The sequence below is a fragment of the Azospirillum sp. UENF 112521 genome, assembly GCF_058780665.1.
On record NZ_JBSNCI010000005.1, the window covers coordinates 266,753 to 285,991 of the forward strand.

The following is a 19,239-nucleotide window of genomic DNA, read 5'->3' on the forward strand; positions in this document are numbered from 1 at the left end:
GGCGTTCCTATCACCTTGCCTCCTCCCGGTTCAGCCGGCGCGCCATGGCGTCGAGGAACAGGCGCACGCGCGTCGGCAGCTGCCGTTGCGAGGGGAACAGCGCACAGACCGGTGCGGAGTTGCCATGCCAGTCCGGCAGCACCCGCACCAGTCTGCCGGCGGCAAGGTCGTCCTGAACGTCGATCTGTGACTTCCACATGAGGCCGCAGCCGGCAAGCGCCCAATCCTGGGCGACGTCGCCATTGTTGCAGCGCAGGCGGGATGCGGTGTCCAGTTCGACCACCGCACCGCCGGATCCCAGCAGGCGCCAGCGCCCGCCGGTGCCGCGATACTGGATGCACTCGTGGCTCTCCAAATCCTCTGGCGAGGCGGGCCAGCCTCGACGCTCCAGATAGGCCGGCGCACCGACCAGGATCCGGTGGTTGTCGGCCAGCCTGCGCATGACCAGCGCCGAATCCCTGGGCGCCCCGATCCGTACCGCCACGTCCAGCCCCTCGTCGATCAGATCGACCATGCGATCGGTCAGGCGCAGGTCGACCGAAATCCGCGGATAAGCCTCGACAAGCTCGCGGCAGACCGGGCCGACATGCATGCGGCCCAAGGCCGCCGGCGCTCCCACCCGCAGAATGCCCTGCGGCTCGACGCGGCCATGGCTGAGAGCCTCCTCGGCCTCAGCGACCTCGGCGAGGATGCGCTGGGCATGCCGGTACAGCCGTTGCCCCTCCTCCGTCAGGGCGAGGCGCCGGGTGCTGCGGGCCACCAACCGTGTGTCGGTTCGCCGCTCCAGCGATGCCAGCCGCTTGCTGACCGCACTCAGCGCCAGATTCATCTCCCGGCCGGCGGCGGACAGGCTGCCCGCGGCGACGATGCGGACGAAGGTGCGCAGCTCATCGAGGTCGCCCAGCATACCCGTTCTCATTCTTTCCATTTGGTGGAGAGTATATCGATCAGGTCGAGGATACTGCGCAATTCGGAGAGGTTCTAGACTTCCTTCCAACCCACCCCCTGAAGGAAATGCACCATGTCAGACAGCTTGAAGAACACGCGCGTGCTGGTGGTCGGCGGCAGCTCCGGCATCGGTCTGGCGACTGCGACGGCAGCTGCCGAAGCAGGCGCTTCGGTCACCATCGCCTCGCGGTCGCGCGACAAGCTCGACGCCGCGGTCGCCGCAATCGGCGGCGACGCACGCGCCGTCGTGCTCGACACCCGCGACCGGGAGGCGGTTGAACGCTTCTTCGCGGAAGAGCCGGCCTGGGACCATGTCGTCGTCTCCGCGGCGCAGACGCCCGGCGGGCCGGTGCGCGGTCTTGCCGTCGCCGACGCCCGGACCGCGATGGACAGCAAATTCTGGGGCGCCTACCACGTCGCCCGTGCCGCAAAAATCAGCGAGACCGGATCGCTGACCTTCGTGTCGGGCTTTCTCAGCGTCAGGCCCTCCGCGACCTCCGTTCTGCAGGGCGCCATCAACGCAGCGCTGGAAGCGCTGGCCCGCGGGCTTGCTCTGGAACTCGCCCCTGTCCGCGTCAATGCCGTTTCGCCAGGCCTGATCGCGACACCGCTGTGGTCCGGCCTGCCAGCGGAGAAGCGGGAGGCGATGTTCTCCGGCGCCGCCCAACGCCTGCCCGCCCGCCGGGTCGGCCAAGCCAAGGATATCGCCAACGCCGTGCTGTTCCTCGCCACCACTCCCTTCGCCACTGGCTCCACCGTGCGCGTGGATGGCGGCGGCGCCATCGCCTGACCGGCCGGTGAACGGACATCGAAACCGCGACACGTCACGGGTATTGATGAGGTTCATTCATAAGTCCATGCATCTTTGGGGGACTAATCGCAGACAGTCCCATGGATTAGCTTCTCTGGCACCCCCACCGCCGCACCGCGGCGGGCAACGACCGGAGGATCGAGGCCATGGACATCACACGCGTCGGCTCGCAGCCATCCACCAGGGGACCGGCGGACTGGTTCACGGGTACGGTCCGCATCGACCCGCTGTTCCAGCCGCATCCGCCGGCCCGCACGACCGCCGCCAGCGTCACCTTCGAGCCCGGTGCCCGCACGGCATGGCATACCCATCCGCTGGGGCAGACGCTGATCGTCACCGCCGGCTGCGGCCGAGTCCAGCGCGAGGGCGGCCCCATCGAGGAGATTCGCCCCGGTGACGTGGTGTGGTTCGCGCCGGGCGAACGGCACTGGCACGGCGCCTCGCCCACCATGGCGATGACGCACATCGCCATCCAGGAACAGCTGGACGGCAAGGCGGTCGACTGGATGGACAAGGTGACGGACGAGCAATACGGCGCCTGACGCCGACCGTCCCGGATAAGAAGCCGAGAGAAGCGAGGAGTTTTCCCCATGACTGTGAAAGCCTATGGCGCCCATGCCGCCGACAGGCCGCTGGAGCCGATGGACATCGCCCGCCGGGCTCCCGGTCCGCATGACGTGCAGATCGAGATCGCCTATTGCGGTGTCTGCCATTCGGACCTGCATCAGGTGCGGGCGGAATGGGCCGGCACGCTGTGGCCATGCGTTCCCGGACACGAGATCGTCGGCCGGGTTTCCGCCGTCGGCGGCCATGTGAAAGGTTTCCGCGACGGCGATCTGGTCGGCGTCGGCTGCATGGTCGACAGCTGCCGGAATTGCGACGACTGCGAGGCCGGGCTGGAGAATTACTGCGACGGCATGGTCGGCACCTACAACGGACCGACCGACGATCCGCCCGGCCACACGCTGGGCGGCTATTCACAGCGGATCGTCGTCCACGAACGCTATGTTCTGCGCGTCAGGCACCCGGAGGAGCAGCTTGCGGCGGTGGCGCCGCTGCTTTGCGCCGGCATCACCACCTATTCCCCCCTGCGCCACTGGCAGGCGGGGCCGGGCAAGAAGGTCGGCGTCGTCGGAATCGGCGGCCTCGGCCATATGGGCATCAAGCTGGCTCACGCGATGGGCGCCCATGTGGTGGCCTTCACCACGTCCGAATCCAAGCGCGAGGATGCGAAGGCGCTGGGGGCGGACGAGGTCGTCGTTTCCCGCAACGAGGACGAGATGGCCACCCATGCCAAGAGCTTCGACCTCATCCTGAACACGGTGGCGGCTCCGCACGATCTCGATGCCTTTCTCGTGCTTCTGAAGCGCGACGGAACGATGACGCTTGTCGGTGCGCCGGCCACGCCGCATCCCTCGCCCACCGTGTTCAACCTGATCACCAAGCGGCGGTCCATCGCCGGCTCGATGATCGGCGGTATCCCAGAGACGCAGGAGATGCTGGATTTCTGTGCCGAACACGGTATCACCGCCGACATCGAACTGATCCGCGCCAGGGAGATCAACGCGGCCTATGAACGGATGCTGAAGGGCGACGTCAAATACCGCTTCGTGATCGACAGCGCCTCCCTGTCCGCCTGATCCCGGCCTTCGCCTCCCTATTTAAAATGCGAGCACCCCCGAACCGGCGCGCCCGCCAGCGTCCCGCCGGACGGGGGTTTGCTGCCCTCGATGGCGCCGGAGCGTCGAGCAAGTCATTCCTGAAATCGGCTCCGGCGCTATACTGTGCGGAGCGACATGAAGGGAAGTCATGAATGCCGCGTGAGAGCGTCGACGATCTGCTGGCCTTCATCGCGGTGGCCCGTGAACGGAGCTTCACCAGGGCGGCGGCGCAGTTCGGCCTGTCGCAGTCGGCCCTCAGCCACACCATCCGCCAGCTCGAAGCCCGGCTCGGCATCCGGCTTCTGACCCGCACGACGCGGGCGGTGTCGCTGACCGATGCCGGCGAGCGCCTGTTCAACGGAATCCGTCCGCATTTCGAGGAGATCGGCGCGCAGATCGATGCACTCAGCGAGTTGCGCGAGAAACCGGCCGGCAACATCCGCATTTCGGCTTCCGACCATGCGGTCGCCCATGTGCTCTGGCCCAAGCTGCGCGACATCCTGCCGAAATACCCCGACATTAAGGTCGAGCTGGTTCTCGACAACGCGCTGATCGACATCGTCGCCATGCGGTGCGATGCCGGAGTCAGGATGGGCGAGCTGCTTGCCAAGGACATGATCTCGGCCAGGATCAGCCCCCCGGTTCGCTTCGCCGTGATCGGCACCCCCGCCTATTTCAACGGCAATCCGATCCCCGCCAGCCCGCAGGAGCTCGTTAACCACAGCTGCATCAATCTGCGCCTGCCGACCTACGGCGGCCTGTGGGCATGGGAGTTCGAGCGCGAGGGGCAGACGGTCAACATCCGCGTCGATGGGCAGGTGGCCTTCAACAACATCCACAATGTTCTGGAGGCGGCCCTGGATGGCTTCGGGCTTGCCTATGTTCCGGAGGACATCGCCACCCCCCACATCGCGCAGGGACGGTTGAGACGCGTCCTCGAAGACTGGTCGCCTTACTGGGAAAGCTATCACCTGTATTATCCGAGCCGGCGGCAGTCCTCGCCGGCCTTCATCGCGCTGGTCGAGGCGCTGCGCCATCGCGACTGACGGGACGGGCAATGCCGCAGCGCCGGCTCTTCAGTCAGGCGATACCGGGTCCGGCACCCAGCGATGGACGAAGCCGGCGTCGCGCTCCAACCGGTGGCCCAAACCGATCAGGCGGCGCTCCTCGCCTGGGCGCGCGATCAGTTGGATACCGAAGGGCAGCCCATCGGCATCGCCGGCCGGCAGCGTCAGCACCGGAAAGCCGATCAGCGTCACGATGGCGGTGACGCCGAGATAATCGAGGATCGTCTCCGTCGGACTGCCGTCGATGGCGGTCACCTCGCCATCCGCGTTCGGCCAGGGCATCACGCCGCAAGCCGGGGCCACCAGAACATCGATGTCCCGGAACAGTGCCGTGAAGCGGCGGTACAGCGCGGTTCGTGCCGCCTGCGCCTCCAGATAGGCCTGGGCGGTGATGCCGTTGCCCGCTTCGATGTTCCACCGCACAGTGTCGGTCAACCGGTCGCCATGCCTGTCCAGCAGCGGGCCGTAGGCGTGGCGGATTTGTGCAGCGCGCAGCGTGCGGAAGGTCGGCATGGCGTCGCCGCACTCCGGATGACGGTAGAGAACCGGCCCTGCGACACCCTCCAGCCGGGCAATGGCGGCAGCGAAGCGCTCCCTGACCGCATGCGACACGGTTGCGGCACCGAAATCGGCCGTGGCACCCAGCCGTGAGCCCACCCCTTCGCCGACACCGTCGGGGAACAGAGCCAGAAACGATGTCGGATCGTCGGGATCCATGCCGGCCATCGCCGCGAGCAGCAATGCGCAGTCAGCGGTATCGCGCGCGATCACCCCATGCGTCGCCAGCGTATCCCAGCCCAGTGGCCGCTTCGGTGCCGGGATCAGGCCGGGCGTCGGCCGGATCGAGGCGACGCCGCAGAACCCCGCCGGCACCCGCACCGACCCGCCGAAGTCGGTGCCATGGGCCAGCGGCGCCATGCCGGCGGCGACGGCGGCCGCAGCGCCGCCGCTCGATCCGCCGGACGTCAACCGGGGATCGAACGGGTTGCGCGTCGGCCCCGCCAGACGGTTGCCGCAGATGGCGCCGAAGCCGAATTCCGGCGTGTTGGTCTTGCCGATGACGATACCGCCAGCCGCTTCGATCCGCTCCACCGCGATGTCGTTCGTCGCCGGCACATGGTCGGCGTAAAGCTCCGACCCATAGGTCGTGCGGATGCCGGCGGTGTCGGTCAGGTCCTTGATGGCCACCGGCACGCCGTGCAGCGGACCGGCCGGCCGGCCGGTCTTCGCAAAGGCGGCATCGAGCATCCCGGCCCGCGCCAGCGCCTTGTCCGCGGCGACGGTGAGGAAGGCGCAGAGCGCGGGATCGGCAGCCGCGATCCGGTCCAGATGCACCTCCGTGACCGCGCGGGCTGAAAGTTCCCCATTGGCGAGACGCGCTGCCAGCGCCGCCGCGCTGTCCCGCCACAAGACATCACTCTGCACAGACATCGATCAATCTCCCGGCAATGGCGTCAAAAGCGGCATATGCATCCGGCCTGCGCACAAGATGGCGGCAATTCGGGTTCCGCAAAGACCGCTGGCTATCAGAAAACAATGCTATCATATTGCTAAATAACGCAAAATACAAAAACGGCATGCCGTTTGCTAAAGAGAAAGGCAATCGAACGGCAATGCGAAAGGGTTGGTGCAGCCATGGTCAGCGCTTCGCCCAACGGCCCGGCTTCCCCGCGCGGGCAGACGCTTCTTCTCGACGGGATCACCCAACGCTACGGCACATCGCTCGCCGTGAACGAGGTCACGCTCGACATCCGCGGCGGAGAACTCGTGGCCCTGCTCGGCCCGTCGGGCTGCGGAAAGACCACCCTGCTGCGGATCATCGCCGGTTTCCTTGCCCAGACGAAGGGGCATGTGATGGTCGGCGGCAAAAGCGTGGACGGACTGCCGCCCAACCGCCGCTCGGTCGGCATCGTCTTCCAGAACTACGCGCTGTTCCCGCACATGACGGTGGCGGAGAATGTCGCCTACGGGCTGGATGCCCGCGGCGTCGACCGCGCCACCCAGCGCAGCGAGGCGCAGCGCATGCTCGATCTGGTCAAGCTCGGCCATCTCGGCGACCGCACCCCGCGCCAGCTGTCTGGCGGCCAGCAGCAGCGCGTGGCGCTTGCCCGCGCGCTGGCGGTCAACCCGTCGATCCTGCTGCTGGACGAACCCTTTGCCGCGCTGGACAAGAATCTGCGCCTGGACATGCAGATCGAGGTCAAGCGCATCCAGCGCCTGTCCGGCATCACCACCATCCTCGTCACCCACGACCAGGAGGAGGCGCTGTCGATGGCCGACCGCGTCGCGGTGCTGAGCCAGGGCCGGCTGGAGCAATTCTCCCCGCCGACGGAGATCTACGACGCGCCCGACAGCCTGTTCGTCAACACCTTCGTCGGCTCGGCCAATTTGCTGGGCGGCGTGCTGGTCGACAGCGACCGCAGCGCCGGCCGGGTGCGGCTGGACGCCGGCGGACTGATCGAGACCCGCGCGCCCAAGGGCGATCTGCAGCCCGGCTCCCGCGTCACGGTCTGCCTGCGCCCCGAACATCTGAGCGTCGATCCTGCCGGGGACGATGCCGAGACGCTGAACGGCGTGGTCGAGATGGGGCTGCCGCTGGGCGCCACCGTCGTCCACGAGATCCGCGTCGGCGACGGCACCGCCGTCAAGGTGTCCGAACCGCGCATCCAGCGCACCGACCTGCTGGCGCCCGGCACCCCGGTGCGGCTGGCGCCGGTCGCCCCCCGCCTCGCCTCGGTCTTCGCCGCGGCCTGAATACCCCTCCGATCTCCCCTCTCCTCTCACCTTCTGGAGTGAACGATGCTGCTGACCCGCCGCAATCTGATGCAGACGGCGCTGACGCTGGGTGCCATGCATGCCTTCCCCGGCCTGACCTGGGCGCAGGCGCGCCCGCTGGTCTTCGCGACCTTCACCGGCAGCTGGGAGGAAGCCCACAAGGCCGTGCTCGTCCCCGCCTTCCGCAAGGCGGCGGGCAATGCCAACATCGTGCTGGACCCGATGCTGTCGGTCGACCAGATCGCCAAGGTCAACGCCGCCAAGTCCAACCCGCCCATCGACGTCATGCTGCACGATCCAGGCCCCGCGCTCCAGGCCATCGCGCAGGATCTGGTCGAACCCTATCCGGTCGAACAGAGCGCCTATTACAAGGACCTGATCCCGGCGGCGCAGGTCCCGATGGGGCCGGCACCCTTCTTCCAGGTGGTCGGCATCACCTACAACCCGGAAACGGTGAAGACGCCGCCGACCTCCTGGGCCGACCTGTGGAAGCCGGAATTCAAGGGCCGTGTCGGCATCACCAACCTGAACTCGACGCTCGGCACCGGCTTCATGGTGGAACTCGCCAAAATGCATGGCGGGTCGGAGGCCAACATCGACCCGGCCTTCAAGGCGCTCGAGGCGCTGCGCCCGAGCCTTGCCGCCGTCGCAGCCAATCCCGGCCAACTCGCCACCCTGTTCCAGCAGGGCCAGATCGACATCTCCCCTGGCAACTTCAACGCCATCCAGATCCTGAAGGCGCGCGGCGTACCCGTCGAGTTCGTCATTCCGAAGGAGGGCGCCATCGCCTTCAAGACGACCATCCACATCGTCAAGAACTCCCCCAACAAGGAGCTGGCCTTCAAGCTGATCGAAGCCGCCCTGTCGCCGGAGGTGCAGGCCACGCTGATGGAGGAGCCCTACCTGATCGTGCCGACCAACACGAAGGTCGCGATCAAGGGCGAACTGGCCAAGACGCTGGCCAAGGACCATGCGGAGATCGCCAAGAAGTTCGTGTTCCAGGATTGGGGCAAGATCAACGAGCAGCGTGCCGCCTGGATCGAGCGGTTCAACCGCGAAATCCGCGTCTGACCGCTCAATGGCCCGCCAGCCGGAGGAGGCGCCCCATGGCCGCGACGTTGCGCGACGTCACCACCTACGACCTGAAGCTCGCGGCTCCGCTGGCGGTGGGCTTCGTCCTGTTCTTCGTCACGCCGCTGGTGATCCTGCTGGCGCTGAGTTTCCAGACCGACCCGCAGGGCGGCCATTACGGGCTGACCCAATATGTCAATTTCCTGGGCGACAGCTTCAGCCTGGGGGTTCTGGGTTCCACCCTGTGGCTGGGGGTGAAGGTGACGGTGCTGACCCTGCTGCTGGGCTATCCGGTGGCATGGCTGCACCAGCGCTCCCCCGGCTGGGCCAGGGGCCTGATCATGCTGCTGGTGCTGCTGCCGCTGCTGACCAGCGTGGTGGTGCGCACCTTCGCCTGGGTGGTGATCCTGGGCCGCCAGGGGATCGTCAACGCCACGCTGGCCTGGATCGGGCTGATCGACACACCGCTGAAGCTGCTCTACACCGAGGGCGGGGTGGTCGTGGCGCTGGCGCAGGTACAGATGCCGCTGATGGTGCTGCCGATCATCACGGCGCTGAGCCGCATCGACCCGAATTTCGCCGACGCCTCGTCGGTGCTGGGGGCCGGGCACTGGCGGACCTTCCGCAAGGTGATCCTGCCGCTGTCGCTGCCGGGCATCGTCGCCGGCTGCCTGCTGACCTACGCCGCGGCGATCACCGCCTTCATCACGCAGAGCCTGATCGGCGGCGGCCAGATGCTGTTCATGCCGATGTACATCTACCAGCAGGCCTCGACCCTGCAGAACTGGCCCTTCGCCGCGGCGATCTCCATCGTCTTCCTGGTGTCGGTGCTGGTGGTTGTGTCGATCTTCAACGCTCTCGGCCGCCTGTCGCGCGGCTATGCCAACGCCTGATCCGGGGAGGCAGCGATGTCCGACTATGCAAAACCGGTTTCCGTCAGCAGCCGCATCGATTTCGACGCGCTCAGCTTCCGCATCGCCATGACCGGCATCGCGCTGATGGCGCTGGTCCTGCTGGTCGCCCCGACGGTGGTGGTGATCTGGGTGTCCTTCACCAGCGGCTATTCCCTGAAATTCCCGCCGCCCGGCTATTCGCTGCGCTGGTACGCCGAGCTGTGGAACGCCTGGCAGCTTCAGTTCGCGATGATGAACAGCCTGACGGTTGCGGCCTGGGCGACCGGCCTGTCGATCCTGCTCGGCGTTTCCGCCTCGCTCGGCATCGCGCGCTCACCGACGCTGACGGCGAAGGTGCTGGACAGCCTGTTCCTGTCGCCGCTGGTGCTGCCGGCGCTGGCCTTCGGCCTGTCGTCGCTGATGTTCTTCTCGATGATCGGGGTACCGGTGTCACCGCTGACGCTCATCATCGGCCACACGGTCGTCTCGGTGCCCCTCGTGGTGCGCAACACGGTGGCGTCGCTCGCCCAGATGAACCCGTCGCTGCTGGAGGCATCCTCCAGTCTGGGGGCGGGGCGCTGGTACGGCTTCCGCCGCGTCACCCTGCCGTTGATCCGGCCCGGCATCATGGCGGGCGGCTTCATCGCCTTCATGGCGTCCTTCGACAACGTCCCCGTCTCGCTGTTCCTGCGCGACGCCGCCACCGACATGCTGCCGATCCGCATGTGGCAGGATCTGGAAGGCCGGCTGGACGTCACCGTCGCGGCGCTGTCGGGCGTGCTGATCGTCGTCACCATCGGCCTGATGCTGGTGATGGAACGTGTCGCCGGTCTCTCCAAAAGGTTGACCTGACCCCCGTCACACACCGAGAAAGAGGGAAACCCCGTAGGGGGTGAACTTGAAGGGCAGATGCAGATGGCGGTCGAGGTCGGTGACGACGAAGCGGAACGGAACGATGTCGAGGAAGCGGGCCTGCTCCTCGGCATAGCCCGCCGCCCGCAGCCAGTCGCCAACATGGAACAGCACCTCGTGCGGGCCGGCTTCGATGCCGTCGCCGCGCACGGTCGGGTGGTCGAGCTGGCCGTTGGTGCCAAGCTCGCCCGCCGCCAGCAGCCGGCGTTCCGGGGTCAGCGCGTGAAGCTCCACACGCATGCCCTGGGCGGCGACGCCGCGCGCCACATCCACGCCATGGATCGAAATTCCGCCAACCATGCTGCCTCCGTCCTCGGTTCGCCGAAATGGTAGCCGAGACGGCGGCGGCAACGCCAGCGCCGCTGCTCCCCCCGCTCCTGCCGGCACTGGTCGGCATGACCGGTTTGCAGGCTTTGGTCGCGCTGGCCCTTTTCGCGCCGGGGGTGCTGGCACCGCGATTGGGGATCGACCCGGCGGGGCTGGGCCTGTTCACCACCACCGGCTTCGCGGTCGGAATGGCGGCGTCGCTGTATGGCGGCGTGCTGGCCGGGCGTCTCGGGCCGTTCCGGATCGCCAGCCTCTGCGCGGTGGCGGTCGCCGCCGCCATGCTCTGCGCGATGACGGGTGGGAGCGCCGCCGGGCTGCTGGCAGCAGGAATTGCCATCGGCCTTGCCTGCGGCCCCGAAACGCCGGCCAGCGCCGCGATCCTCGGCCGGCTGGTCCGGGAAGCCGACCGGCCGATGGTGTTTTCCGTCCGCCAGACCGGCAACCAGATCGGCGCCATCGCCGGATCGCTGGCACTGCCGCTCCTGGCCGTCGCCCTGGATCCCCGCGCCGGCTACGCGGTCATCGCCATGCTGGCGCTTGCCTGCATTCCGGTCTTCGAACGGCTGCGGCCCGTCTATGACCCATTGACCCGCAATGCCGCCTCCAGCTTCGGACTGGGTACGGCAGTGCAACTGCTGCGCGGCGACCCGGCGCTGCGGCGGATGGCGCTGGCGGCCTTCCCCTATTCTGCGAGCCAACTGACGCTGAACGGCTTTTTCGTGGTCTTCGCAGTGACCGAGCTGGGACTGGAGCATGTGTCGGCCGGGGTGGCACTGGCCGCCGGGCAGGCGGGCGGGCTGGTGGGACGGCTCGGCTGGGGTGTGGTGGCGTCGCGCTGGATGGCGCCACGCCGGCTGGTCGGGCTGCTGGGGCTGGGCATGGCCGCGGCGTCGATCCTGGTGGGATGGGCCGGCGCCGCCCTGCCCTTCCCGGTGCTGACCCTTGCGACCTTCCTGTTCGGACTGACCGCCAGCGGCTGGAACGGCGTGTTCGTGGCCGAGGTCGCGCGGCTGGCCCCCGCCGGCCGCATCGGCGAGGCGACCGGCGCGGTGATGGTCGGCGGTTTCGCCGGGCTGATCGCCGGACCGATCCTGCTGGTCGCCGCCGCCGCGGTCGGCGACCTCGCCACCGGCTACATCGCCGTCGGCCTGCTGGCGGCGCTTGCCGGCCTCAGCCTTCTGAAGGACAAGCGATGACCAATCCCCTAGGCGCTGCCACCCCACGCGCCACCGCCATTGCCGAAGCCGTGCGCACCGGACGCAGCAGCGCCCGTGCCGCAACGGAAGCGGCGTTGGCCCGCATCGCCGCCGGCAATCCGGCGCTGAATGCCTTCGTCTCCGTCGACGAGGCCGACGCGCTGGCCGAAGCGGATGCGGTCGACCGCAGGCTGGCTGCCGGGGAAACGCCGCTGCTGGCCGGGGTTCCGGTCGCGGTCAAGGACACCATCTGGGTCGCCGGCCGGCGCGTCACCCAGGGATCGCGCCTGTTCGCCGACTTCCGCGCTCCGGCCGACGCAATCGCGGTGGAACGGTTGCGCGCCGCCGGTGCCGTCATCGTCGGCATGACCAACAGCTCCGAATTCGCCTGCAAGGGCGTCACCACCAACCCGCTGTTCGGACCGACGCGCCACCCGCAGGACCCGAGCCTGACCCCCGGCGGGTCGAGCGGCGGACCGGCCGTGGCGGTGGCGGCGGGGCTGGTGCCTCTGGCACTCGGCACCGATGCCGGCGGTTCGAGCCGCCGTCCGCCCGCCCATGTCGGCGCGGTCGGGTTCAAGCCGTCCTTCGGCGCCATCCCCTACGGACCGGGCTTCGCCGAGCCCTTCACCGGCATTGCCGTGATGGCTCCCATCACCGCCGACGTCGCCGATGCGACGCTGATGTTCGAGGCGCTCAGCGGCCCCGATCCGCGCGATCCTGAGTCCATCGCCGTCGCTCCGGCGGACAGCCGGTCACCAAGTAGCCTGACCGTCGCCTACAGCCCCCGCCTCGGCCTGGACGCCCCGATCGACGAGGATGTGCGGCAGGCGGTCGAACATGCGATGGAGGTGCTCGAACGGGCGGGAGTCCGCGTCGTCCGGCGCGATCCGAACTGGCCGGCGGGGGTGACGGAAACGGCGCTGATGCCCTTGCAGCATGCCGGGCTGGCCGCCCTCTACGGCGACGCCTTCCGACGCGATCCTGCCCAATTCGATCCCGACATCGCCGTGCAGATCGAGCGGGGACTGACCCTGACGGGACCGGAGGTCGCGGCGGCGCAGTTGCTTGGCGTCGAGGTCGCACGCGCGCTTGCCGCCTTCTTCACCGACACGGACCTGCTGGTCGGGCCGACGACGCCCTGCGTCGCATGGCCGCTCGACCGGCTGGGTCCGGAGACCATTGGCGGACAGGCGGTGCCGCCACGCGCGCATGCCGTCTTCACCCCGTTGTTCAACCACGCCAAGGTTCCCGCCCTCAGCCTGCCCTGCGGCACCGGCCGTGCCGGTCTGCCGGTCGGGTTGCAAATCGTCGCCCAGCGCGGGCAGGACCGGAGGGTGCTGCGCTTCGCCGCCTTCATCGAAAATCTGCTCGCCGGTGGCGGGCGAGGACTGGCCGGATGACCATGGACAACAACGCTCCGGGCGACGTTTCCGAAGCCGCCCCCCGGCGGCGCCGGATGGTGCCGCCGCCGCCACTGGCAGAAATGGCGGTGGAGCGCCTGCGCTCCATGATCATCTACGGCGAACTGCCACCCTCGGCTCGGCTGATCGAGCCGGAACTGAGCGAAAAGCTCGGCATCTCCCGCACCCCCTTGCGCGAGGCGCTGAAGCTGCTGGCGGCCGACGGGCTGGTGATGCTGCGCCCCAACCGCAACGCCATCGTCGCTCCGCTCGACGCCGACGAGCTGATCCATTTGTTCGAGGCCGAAGGCTGCATCGAGAGCTTCGCGGCGAAGCTCGCCGCCGAACGGATGACCGCCGCCGACCTGCGCCGCCTGCGCGGCTTCCAGGACAGGATCGAGGCTTTGCAGGGAGCCGGCGCGCTGGAGGAGTATTTCTCCATCAACCAGAAGATCCACCGGCTGATCGTGTCGGGCGCCAAGAATCCGGCTCTGGTGGACGCGCATGACCGGCTGCTCGGCCGGCTGGCGCGGGCGCGCTATTTCGCGCTGGGCGCCCAGGGCCGCTGGAAGGAATCGGTGCTGGAGCACCGCGAGATCCTGGCGGCGATGGAGGCCCGCGACGGCGAGACCGCCCAGCGCCTGTTCATGCACCATGTCGGCCGTACCGGCGAGGTGGTGGCTGCAGCCTGCGCGTCGCCCAGAAATCCCCTCTCCCCCGGGGAGAGGGTTAGGTCCTGTCTGACGGCCTACTGACGCGCAGGCATCGCTGGATCATGGCGAGCCTGATGAAGGTCATGTAGTTGACGGCAAGCTTGTCATGTCGCGTGGCAACGGATCGGCATCCTTTGAGCCATCCGATGCCACGCTCGACGACGTTTCGTCGCCGGTATGCCTCCCGATCGAACCGAGGCGGCCTGCCGCGGTGGGTTCGCCTGCGTTCGTCCTTGCGCATGGCAATGACCGGTTCGATGTGGCGGCGTCGCAGGTACTGACGAAAGCGATTGGCGCTGTAGCCCTTGTCGCCAGCCAGCTTTCGAGGCTTGGTGCGTCGGCGCCCTCGGCGGGTGGGCAAGCTGACCGCCTCCAAGGCGGCGACGGCGAAGGAGATTTCCTGAAGCTGACCTGCGCTCAGCACGGCGGCCAGCGGCAGGCCGTTGCCATCGGTCACCAAATGGATTTTGGTCCCGAAGCCCCCGCGGGAGCGGCCGAGTGCGTGGTCGGCCGGCTCGTCCGAGCCCCCCTTTTTCCGCCCCCAGCCGCCGAGCGACTGGCCCGGATGCTGGTGCCGTCGATGCACCAGAGGTCCACATCGATCCGACCATCCGCATCAAGCTGCAAGCGCAGCCGGTCGAGGATCCGCTCGAACAGCCCGTCGCAACGCCATCGCACAAAGCGTTCGTAGATCGTCTGCCAGGGGCCGTAGCGTTCGGGAATGTCCCGCCATTGGGCGCCGGTGTTCAGCTTCCACATCAGCCCATCAACCACTTGACGGTGATCCCGCCACACACCGCCACCTCGCGGATTCGACCGCGGCATCAAATCCGCGATCCGATCCCACTGCGCATCGCTCAGTTCGTAGCGTCGCAGCCCTGTCGCATCGTAAGCCATCAAACTGACCTTGGGCTCTAAACCACAACGTCAATAGGCTCGTCAGACAGGACCTAGGGTGAGGGGGTTTCGCGGCGGCCCTTTACCGGGAATCCATCCCGTGCATCCCCCTCACCCCGCCCCTCTCCCCAGGGGGGAGAGGGAGTAAATCAGAACGGCAGGACCGGCGCCGGGGCGCTCTTGGGACGGGCGGGCGCCGGCAGAGCACAGGGCAGGAACAGGCCGCGGCCAGGCTCGGCCAGAAGCGCGCCGTCGCGGCACACCACCGCCCCGCGCGAGATCGTCGCCACCGGCCAGCCGGTGACCTCCATCCCCTCATAGGGGGTGTAGTCCACATTGTGGTGCAGCATGGCGTTCGTGACCGTGACCCGGCGGTTCGGATCCCACAAGGCGATGTCGGCGTCGGCCCCCACCGCGATGGTGCCCTTGCGCGGATGCAGCCCATACATGCGGGCAGGATTGGTGGCGGTCAGCTCCACGAACTTGGTCAGTTCCATCCGCCCGGTCATCACGCCTGCGGAGAACAGCAGCGGCAGGCGGGTCTCCACCCCCGGGATGCCGTTGGGCACGCAACGGAAGGGCGCCTGTTCGCCATGGACCTTCTTGCCGCCCGGCCCGTCGAAATGGAACGGCGCATGGTCCGACGAAAAGACCTGGAAGGTCCCGCCGGTCAGCCCATCCCAGATGACGGCCTGATTGGCGGCATCGCGCGGCGGCGGGGAACAGATGCACTTCGCCCCCTCGAACCCCTCCCCGCCCAGATCGTCACCGGTCAGGAACAGATATTGCGGACAGGTCTCGGCATAGATCCGCAGGCCGCGCCCCTGTGCCCAGCGGATCTGCTCCACCGCGTCGGCACCCGAGACATGCACGATCAGGATCGGCACATCGACCAGTTCGGCGAGCGAGATGGCCCGGTGGGTGGCCTCGCGCTCCGCCACGCGCGGGCGGGAGACGCCGTGGAAGAAGGGCGCCGTCTGCCCGGCGCGCTCCAGCTTCTCGGTCAGCCAGGCGATGCAGTCGGCGTTCTCCGCATGCATCATCACCATGGCGCCCTCGCTGCGGGCGATGTCCAGAACCTCCAGGATCTGGCGGTCGTTAAGCTTCAGCGCGTCATAGGTCATGTAGATCTTGAAGGACGTGTAGCCCTCGCGGATCAGCGCCGGCAGTTCGTGGCCCAGCACCTGCTCGGTCGGATCGGTGACGATCAGGTGGAAGGCATAGTCGATGACCGGCTTGCCGGCGGCCCGCCGGTGATAATCGTCCACCGCCTCGCGCAGCGACCGGCCCTTTTCCTGGCAGGCGAAGGGCAGCACCGTGGTGGTGCCGCCGAAGGCGGCGGAACGTGTGCCGGTCAGGAAATCGTCGGCCATCACCGACCCGTCGCCGGTCGGCTGGTCGAAATGGACATGCCCGTCGACGCCGCCGGGCAGGACCAGCAGCCCGGCGGCGTCGATCTCCTCGGCTCCGGAGGCGAGACCGGCGCCCAGCGCGGCGATGGTCCCGCCGCGCACGCCGACATCGGCCTTGAACACATCGGACGCAGTGGCGACCGTGCCGTTGCGGATGACCAGATCGAACTCCATGCTCCCCTCCCCCGTTTCAGCCATCAGCCGTGCAATTCCCGGAACAGGCTGCCCCAGCCCTCGACCGGGCGGGTGTCGACGCCGGTCATGCGCAGCGCCTTCCACACCACGGTGGACACGGTGTCGTAGACGGGGATGCCCAGCGCCTTCTCCACCCGTTCCGCCACCGGGGCGCCGCGCATGTTGGTGCAGATGATGGCGATGGCGTCGGGCTTGGCCTCCGCCACCTCGGCGCACATGCGCTCGATCCGCTCCTCGGTGATCTCGGAGAAGGAAAAGTTGCCGCGGTCGTTCAGATGCCGCTCCGCCACCACCTCGAAGCCGGCAGCGTTGTAGTTGGCGACCATCCGCTCCTGGATTTCGTCGAGATAGGGGCTGACGATGGCGAAGCGCTTGCGCCCGGTCGTTTCCAGAATCTCGTTCAGCGCCAGCATGGAGGTGCAGGCCGGGATGCCGGTCTCGGCCGCGATGGTGCTGCATAGCCGGTCGTCGGCATCGAAGCCGAGCCAGCCCGCCGAGGTGCCGTTCCAGCCGATCACGTTCAGCTTGGCGTCGGCCAGCAGCCGGGCGGCGTCGAGGAAGGGCGCATCGGTGAACTGGTCGAGCGCTGCGGCGCGCAGCGAGATCTCCTTGACGGTGAAACGGCCGAAATGGGCCGACACCTCCGGCAGGCCGCTCAGCATGGCGGAGGTCACCGGCTCAAGGACCGTGTTGGACGACGGGGTCAGCATCCCCAGAAGGACGCGCTTGGTCAGATCGGGCGTGCTCATGTTCGGTCCTTATCGCTTCAGGCGTTTCTTGTTTTCGGGGTTTTTGGGGTTCAGGCCCGCGCCCACAGCGCGCGGGCGGCCTCGTCGGCCTCGACGCAGATCCGCTCCAGATCGGTGCGCAGCAGGCGGCCGTCCTCGACCAGGATTTCGCCTTCCACCATCACCATCTCCACGTCGCGACCCTGGCCGGTGTGGACCAGCGTGCCGAGCGGGTTGGTCTGCGGCCGCAGATGCGGACGTCGACTGTCGAACACCACCAGATCGGCGCATTTGCCAACGGTGAGCGTGCCGATGCTGTCAGCCATGCCGACCGCCTCCGCCCCGCCCAGCGTCGCCATCCGGAAGACGTCGGCCGGCTGCCAGTCGGCGGTGACGCCGCCCTGGCCGATGCGGCCGGTGGCGAGCGCCCAGCGCATCGTCTCCACCATGTCGCCATGCTGGGTGTCGGTGCACAGCGCCAGATTGACCCCCGCCGCCTTCAGGGCCGGGGTCGGCGCCAGCCTGCCCGAAGCGGCGTTGCATTTGGGCACATGCACCGCATGAGCACCGGCACGGGCCAGCTGTGCGATGTCGTCGTCATCGACATAGAGGCAGTGGGTGGCGAGAAGCCGGTCGTTCAGCATCCCGGTCTCCTCCAGCAGGGCCGCGGGAGAGAGGCCGGTGGAGGCACGGACGCGCTCCACCTCAACCCGGCTCTGCGCCAGATGGGTGTTCACGCGCATCCCGCGGGCCGATGCCTCGGCCGCCAGCGTCCGCAGGAAGCCGGGGGAACAGGTGTCCGGTGCATGGGCAGCCATCTGCACCGCGATGCGCCCATCCAGCGCCCCGTGCCAGCGGTCGTGCAGGTCGAGCGTCCGGCGCAGCAGATCCTCGCCGATGCCGGCATCGAAGCGCCAGTCCCCCTGCGGCACGCGGGCGAAATCCACGTCGTGCACCCGCCAGCCGGCATGGACCCGCAGCCCCAGCTCGGCCACCGCCTCCAGCGTCGCCTCGGCATGGACGAAATGGTCGCAGACCAGGGTGGAGCCGGACAGCAGCGCCTCCGCCACGCCGAGCCGGGCCAGCGCCCGCGCTTCCTCCGGCGTCGCGTCGGTGCCCTTGGGAACGCCGGGGGTGTAGGACGGGGCGAAGCCGAGATCGGCGGCAACGCCGCGGACCATGACCAGCACTGCATGCAGGTGGGCGTTGACGAAGCCCGGCGTCACCAGCCGGCCGGGACGGTGCAGCGTGCGCTTCGCCGTCGGCAGCCCGGCAGAGACCGGAGCCAGGTGGGCGATCCGGCCGTCGCGGATGCCGATGGCGGCATCTTCGACGATGCCCAGCGCCGGATCGCCGGTAATGGCGGTGACGCCGGTCAGCAGCAGGTCCAAGGGGTGATGGGCCGTGGTCATGCCGCAGCACCCTGTCGGCTCGCCGCTACAAAGTCCGGCTTTGTGTCCTTACGCTGCTGCATCCCTTCCTCGCGGATCAGGTTCAGGATGTGGCGCTTGTGGTCGTTGAACTGCTGGCTGGTGATGTCGCGCGGGCGCGGCAGGTCGAGGTCGATCAGTTCGCGCACCCGTCCAGGCCGGCTGGTAAGGACGGCGACCTGGGTGCCCAGCACCAGCGCCTCATCGACGCTGTGTGTGACGAAGACGATGGTGCAGCGCTGCTTCTGCCAAATGGCGACCAGTTCCTCCTGCATGTCCATTTTGGTCTGGGCATCCAGCGCCGCGAACGGCTCGTCCATCAGGATGACCTGCGGGTTCAGCAGCAGGGCGCGGGCAATGCCGACGCGCTGGCTCATGCCGCCCGACAGTTCGGCCGGGAAATGGTTCTCGAAACCGCGCAAGCCCACCATGTCGATGTATTCCTGCGCCGCGGCCCGGCGGTCGGCCTTGCGCCAGCCCTTCAGCCGCAGGTGGAAGGCGACATTCTCCCACACCGGCAGCCAGGGCATCAGGTTGGCCTGCTGGAAGACCATGCCGCGGTCGGCGCCCGGGCCGTCCACCGGCTTGCCGCCGACCGTCACGCTGCCGCCGGTCGGCTTCTCGAAGCCGGCGATCATGTTGAGCAGCGTGGACTTGCCGCAGCCCGACGAGCCCAGCAGGCACAGGAACTGGTTGGGTTCCACCGACAGGCTGACGTCGTCGATGGCCAGCAGGTCGCGCTTGCGCTTGGCATCGCGGAAGATCTTGGTGATGTTCTTCAGCTCGATGGAGGCCATGGC

At 68.1% G+C, this 19,239-nt stretch carries 19 protein-coding genes; 11 read left to right on the plus strand and 8 right to left on the minus strand.

What is annotated here, in order from left to right:
* Nucleotides 1–10: 10 nt before the first annotated feature.
* Nucleotides 11–907 carry a LysR family transcriptional regulator gene (locus ACWPN8_RS26140; protein ID WP_492242862.1) on the minus strand — a complete coding sequence of 299 codons (897 nt, stop codon included), beginning with the start codon at nucleotides 905–907 and terminating at the stop codon, nucleotides 11–13.
* A gap of 114 nt (nucleotides 908–1,021) precedes the next feature.
* On the opposite strand from ACWPN8_RS26140, the gene ACWPN8_RS26145 reads away from it, so the two are divergent.
* The 4 genes from ACWPN8_RS26145 (at nucleotide 1,022) to ACWPN8_RS26160 (ending at nucleotide 4,466) form a co-directional block, all read left to right on the plus strand.
* Nucleotides 1,022–1,738, plus strand: a complete 717-nt coding sequence (locus ACWPN8_RS26145) for an SDR family oxidoreductase (RefSeq protein ID WP_492242863.1) — start codon at nucleotides 1,022–1,024, stop codon at nucleotides 1,736–1,738.
* A 167-nt stretch (nucleotides 1,739–1,905) separates the two neighbouring features.
* Nucleotides 1,906–2,301 carry a (R)-mandelonitrile lyase gene (locus ACWPN8_RS26150; RefSeq protein ID WP_109049118.1) on the plus strand — a complete coding sequence of 132 codons (396 nt, stop codon included), beginning with the start codon at nucleotides 1,906–1,908 and terminating at the stop codon, nucleotides 2,299–2,301.
* Nucleotides 2,302–2,349: 48 nt separating this feature from the next.
* The gene (locus ACWPN8_RS26155; protein ID WP_492242864.1) at nucleotides 2,350–3,399 is read left to right on the plus strand and encodes an NAD(P)-dependent alcohol dehydrogenase; all 1,050 of its coding nucleotides are present in this window, start codon (nucleotides 2,350–2,352) and stop codon (nucleotides 3,397–3,399) included.
* A gap of 173 nt (nucleotides 3,400–3,572) precedes the next feature.
* Nucleotides 3,573–4,466: a LysR family transcriptional regulator gene (locus ACWPN8_RS26160; protein WP_109096688.1), complete on the plus strand. Its 894-nt coding sequence runs from the start codon at nucleotides 3,573–3,575 to the stop codon at nucleotides 4,464–4,466.
* 30 nt (nucleotides 4,467–4,496) lie between these two features.
* Here ACWPN8_RS26160 and ACWPN8_RS26165 read toward each other — a convergent pair whose 3' ends face one another.
* The gene (locus ACWPN8_RS26165) at nucleotides 4,497–5,918 is read right to left on the minus strand and encodes an amidase (protein WP_492242865.1); all 1,422 of its coding nucleotides are present in this window, start codon (nucleotides 5,916–5,918) and stop codon (nucleotides 4,497–4,499) included.
* Nucleotides 5,919–6,122: 204 nt separating this feature from the next.
* On the opposite strand from ACWPN8_RS26165, the gene ACWPN8_RS26170 reads away from it, so the two are divergent.
* The 4 genes from ACWPN8_RS26170 to ACWPN8_RS26185 are packed head-to-tail and all read left to right on the plus strand — an operon-like array spanning nucleotide 6,123 to nucleotide 10,078.
* Nucleotides 6,123–7,241, plus strand: coding sequence for an ABC transporter ATP-binding protein (locus ACWPN8_RS26170; RefSeq protein WP_492242866.1), 1,119 nt, complete (start codon nucleotides 6,123–6,125; stop codon nucleotides 7,239–7,241).
* A gap of 45 nt (nucleotides 7,242–7,286) precedes the next feature.
* On the plus strand, nucleotides 7,287–8,333 hold the full coding sequence (locus tag ACWPN8_RS26175; protein ID WP_109096691.1) for an ABC transporter substrate-binding protein: 1,047 nt from the start codon (nucleotides 7,287–7,289) through the stop codon (nucleotides 8,331–8,333).
* A gap of 35 nt (nucleotides 8,334–8,368) precedes the next feature.
* The gene (locus ACWPN8_RS26180) at nucleotides 8,369–9,226 is read left to right on the plus strand and encodes an ABC transporter permease (protein ID WP_492242867.1); all 858 of its coding nucleotides are present in this window, start codon (nucleotides 8,369–8,371) and stop codon (nucleotides 9,224–9,226) included.
* A gap of 15 nt (nucleotides 9,227–9,241) precedes the next feature.
* Nucleotides 9,242–10,078 carry an ABC transporter permease gene (locus ACWPN8_RS26185; RefSeq protein WP_492242868.1) on the plus strand — a complete coding sequence of 279 codons (837 nt, stop codon included), beginning with the start codon at nucleotides 9,242–9,244 and terminating at the stop codon, nucleotides 10,076–10,078.
* A gap of 6 nt (nucleotides 10,079–10,084) precedes the next feature.
* Here the strand turns inward: ACWPN8_RS26185 and ACWPN8_RS26190 are convergent, their stop codons facing one another.
* Nucleotides 10,085–10,438 carry a hydroxyisourate hydrolase gene (locus ACWPN8_RS26190; protein ID WP_492242869.1) on the minus strand — a complete coding sequence of 118 codons (354 nt, stop codon included), beginning with the start codon at nucleotides 10,436–10,438 and terminating at the stop codon, nucleotides 10,085–10,087.
* A 26-nt stretch (nucleotides 10,439–10,464) separates the two neighbouring features.
* Between ACWPN8_RS26190 and ACWPN8_RS26195 the strand changes: the two genes are divergently transcribed.
* The 3 genes from ACWPN8_RS26195 to ACWPN8_RS26205 are packed head-to-tail and all read left to right on the plus strand — an operon-like array spanning nucleotide 10,465 to nucleotide 13,819.
* Nucleotides 10,465–11,661 (plus strand): MFS transporter, encoded by a 1,197-nt coding sequence (locus ACWPN8_RS26195; RefSeq protein ID WP_492242870.1) that lies wholly within the window; start codon nucleotides 10,465–10,467, stop codon nucleotides 11,659–11,661.
* Entirely contained in the window at nucleotides 11,658–13,064 is a 1,407-nt protein-coding gene (locus tag ACWPN8_RS26200; RefSeq protein WP_492242871.1) for an amidase, read from the plus strand. The genes ACWPN8_RS26195 and ACWPN8_RS26200 overlap by 4 nt, the downstream gene beginning before the upstream one ends.
* Nucleotides 13,061–13,819, plus strand: coding sequence for a GntR family transcriptional regulator (locus ACWPN8_RS26205; RefSeq protein WP_492242872.1), 759 nt, complete (start codon nucleotides 13,061–13,063; stop codon nucleotides 13,817–13,819). The genes ACWPN8_RS26200 and ACWPN8_RS26205 overlap by 4 nt, the downstream gene beginning before the upstream one ends.
* On the opposite strand, the gene ACWPN8_RS26210 is transcribed toward ACWPN8_RS26205, so the two are convergent.
* From ACWPN8_RS26210 to ACWPN8_RS26230, 5 genes are all read right to left on the minus strand, one after another.
* Nucleotides 13,794–14,674, minus strand: a protein-coding gene (locus tag ACWPN8_RS26210; RefSeq protein WP_492241211.1) for an IS5 family transposase whose coding sequence is annotated in 2 segments (ribosomal slippage) — nucleotides 13,794–14,297 and nucleotides 14,300–14,674 — 879 coding nt in all. Because the reading frame shifts where the segments join, the coding sequence is not laid out codon by codon here. The two genes, ACWPN8_RS26205 and ACWPN8_RS26210, sit on opposite strands and share 26 nt — an antisense overlap.
* 149 nt (nucleotides 14,675–14,823) lie before the next feature.
* A complete protein-coding gene (hydA, locus tag ACWPN8_RS26215) occupies nucleotides 14,824–16,260 on the minus strand; it encodes a dihydropyrimidinase (protein ID WP_492242873.1) in 1,437 nt (478 codons plus the stop codon).
* 23 nt (nucleotides 16,261–16,283) lie between these two features.
* On the minus strand, nucleotides 16,284–17,030 hold the full coding sequence (locus ACWPN8_RS26220) for a maleate cis-trans isomerase family protein (RefSeq protein WP_492242874.1): 747 nt from the start codon (nucleotides 17,028–17,030) through the stop codon (nucleotides 16,284–16,286).
* Nucleotides 17,031–17,080: 50 nt separating this feature from the next.
* The gene (locus ACWPN8_RS26225) at nucleotides 17,081–18,421 is read right to left on the minus strand and encodes an amidohydrolase family protein (RefSeq protein WP_492242875.1); all 1,341 of its coding nucleotides are present in this window, start codon (nucleotides 18,419–18,421) and stop codon (nucleotides 17,081–17,083) included.
* Nucleotides 18,418–19,236: an ABC transporter ATP-binding protein gene (locus ACWPN8_RS26230; protein WP_492242876.1), complete on the minus strand. Its 819-nt coding sequence runs from the start codon at nucleotides 19,234–19,236 to the stop codon at nucleotides 18,418–18,420. The genes ACWPN8_RS26225 and ACWPN8_RS26230 overlap by 4 nt, the downstream gene beginning before the upstream one ends.
* Nucleotides 19,237–19,239: the final 3 nt, after the last annotated feature.

Excerpts from the sequence above, each read along its gene's own strand:
- ACWPN8_RS26145 (WP_492242863.1), top strand. The coding sequence starts at position 1,022 with ATGTCAGACAGCTTGAAGAACACGCGCGTGCTGGTGGTCGGCGGCAGC.
- ACWPN8_RS26195 (WP_492242870.1), top strand. The coding sequence starts at position 10,465 with ATGGTAGCCGAGACGGCGGCGGCAACGCCAGCGCCGCTGCTCCCCCCG.
- ACWPN8_RS26155 (WP_492242864.1), top strand. The coding sequence starts at position 2,350 with ATGACTGTGAAAGCCTATGGCGCCCATGCCGCCGACAGGCCGCTGGAG.
- ACWPN8_RS26175 (WP_109096691.1), top strand. The coding sequence starts at position 7,287 with ATGCTGCTGACCCGCCGCAATCTGATGCAGACGGCGCTGACGCTGGGT.
- ACWPN8_RS26200 (WP_492242871.1), top strand. The coding sequence starts at position 11,658 with ATGACCAATCCCCTAGGCGCTGCCACCCCACGCGCCACCGCCATTGCC.
- ACWPN8_RS26230 (WP_492242876.1), bottom strand. The coding sequence starts at position 19,236 with ATGGCCTCCATCGAGCTGAAGAACATCACCAAGATCTTCCGCGATGCC.
- ACWPN8_RS26190 (WP_492242869.1), bottom strand. The coding sequence starts at position 10,438 with ATGGTTGGCGGAATTTCGATCCATGGCGTGGATGTGGCGCGCGGCGTC.
- ACWPN8_RS26225 (WP_492242875.1), bottom strand. The coding sequence starts at position 18,421 with ATGACCACGGCCCATCACCCCTTGGACCTGCTGCTGACCGGCGTCACC.
- ACWPN8_RS26140 (WP_492242862.1), bottom strand. The coding sequence starts at position 907 with ATGCTGGGCGACCTCGATGAGCTGCGCACCTTCGTCCGCATCGTCGCC.
- hydA (WP_492242873.1), bottom strand. The coding sequence starts at position 16,260 with ATGGAGTTCGATCTGGTCATCCGCAACGGCACGGTCGCCACTGCGTCC.
- ACWPN8_RS26160 (WP_109096688.1), top strand. The coding sequence starts at position 3,573 with ATGCCGCGTGAGAGCGTCGACGATCTGCTGGCCTTCATCGCGGTGGCC.
- ACWPN8_RS26185 (WP_492242868.1), top strand. The coding sequence starts at position 9,242 with ATGTCCGACTATGCAAAACCGGTTTCCGTCAGCAGCCGCATCGATTTC.
- ACWPN8_RS26150 (WP_109049118.1), top strand. The coding sequence starts at position 1,906 with ATGGACATCACACGCGTCGGCTCGCAGCCATCCACCAGGGGACCGGCG.
- ACWPN8_RS26205 (WP_492242872.1), top strand. The coding sequence starts at position 13,061 with ATGACCATGGACAACAACGCTCCGGGCGACGTTTCCGAAGCCGCCCCC.
- ACWPN8_RS26180 (WP_492242867.1), top strand. The coding sequence starts at position 8,369 with ATGGCCGCGACGTTGCGCGACGTCACCACCTACGACCTGAAGCTCGCG.
- ACWPN8_RS26220 (WP_492242874.1), bottom strand. The coding sequence starts at position 17,030 with ATGAGCACGCCCGATCTGACCAAGCGCGTCCTTCTGGGGATGCTGACC.
- ACWPN8_RS26170 (WP_492242866.1), top strand. The coding sequence starts at position 6,123 with ATGGTCAGCGCTTCGCCCAACGGCCCGGCTTCCCCGCGCGGGCAGACG.
- ACWPN8_RS26165 (WP_492242865.1), bottom strand. The coding sequence starts at position 5,918 with ATGTCTGTGCAGAGTGATGTCTTGTGGCGGGACAGCGCGGCGGCGCTG.